The sequence below is a fragment of the Sulfitobacter sp. genome, from assembly GCF_041552635.1.
In the GTDB taxonomy this organism is placed as follows: Bacteria; Pseudomonadota; Alphaproteobacteria; order Rhodobacterales; family Rhodobacteraceae; genus Sulfitobacter.
This window is the reverse complement of sequence record NZ_JBFEKM010000398.1, coordinates 1-1,065: the sequence shown is the minus strand read 5'-3', so window position 1 is coordinate 1,065 and position 1,065 is coordinate 1. Positions and strand designations below refer to the sequence as shown.

Genomic DNA, 1,065 nt, shown 5'->3' with positions numbered 1-1,065 from the left:
GCCGGGTAGAACGCTGTTCGCGGGGCTGTCCGATGATGATCGTTGACGGACCGGCTGCTTTGGAAGCGGTCTGACGGTAGGTCTGCACATGTTGAAACGGACGAGGCCATTTAACTGAGCCGCAATGTTGGTACAGAACTGATTTGGACCGTTCCGCCAGCGATTGATTTTTTCCATCTACCGGAGCTATGCAACGACCGCTTTCCGCCCGTTGTGAAAGCTGTCGCTACCGGCCCACAGCTGAAGGAGACCTTACCCTTGCGGGTCGCTTCAACTGCGGCACCCTGTTGGGCGGCGAAATCCAGACCACTGCGCATGCGCAACGTTGCGTGAACGGGATGCATCCTTTCTCCGAAAACCGAGCTGAGCCGCGCGCCCCTGATCGCTTGGTCGGATTGCTGCAAGAGTTGCCCATCTTTGAAAATCATGGTCCGCCGGGAACTGTCGTCAGGCCACAGGATTTAATAGCGGCCGTCAGCCAGATCGAGCTGCCGACCGTCGCTTCGCCTGCGCGCCGCAATCATCGTCTTTAGCACCGGCCCGATTTTGGGCCTGTTGATCAGGTTTTCAGATGCGGCTGGGGCCATAGGCACCCAGAACCAGCCATTCTCACAGACATAATACGATCGCTATCGCAGCCAAGCATTGCCTCGCCAATTGAAGTCAGTAAAGCCCGTCAATCTCCAGCGGTAACTTCCTGACTTTTTCCTGCTTCAAAAGACTGCGCGGCTGAACCGTTGTTTCGGCACTTTGGGCGCGGCGGTAGCGCGTTTCGGCGGCGCTTTCCAGATCAGCCCGCGTCAGCATGATCGTCGGGCGTAGAAACACAAACAGCGTGCGTTTATTGCGGCTGTCACTGCGGCTTTTGAATAGATTGCCAAGAACGGGAACATCCCCCAGAAGCGGCACCTTTTGATTGCTTTGCAGCCTGTCATCTGTGATCAGCCCGCCAAGAACCACTGTCCCCCCGTTTTCAGCCAGAACGGTGGTGTTGATAACGCGCCGATTGGTCACAAGATCGGCCGCACCGGTAACCGCCTGATTGGTCAGCGACGATACTTCTTG

At 56.8% G+C, this 1,065-nt stretch carries 1 pseudogene; it reads right to left on the bottom strand.

Annotation, left to right across the window (positions count from 1 at the left end):
* Positions 1 to 663 precede the first annotated feature (663 nt).
* Positions 664 to 1,065, bottom strand: a pseudogene (locus ABYT07_RS21370) (type II secretion system protein GspD); the annotation flags it as partial.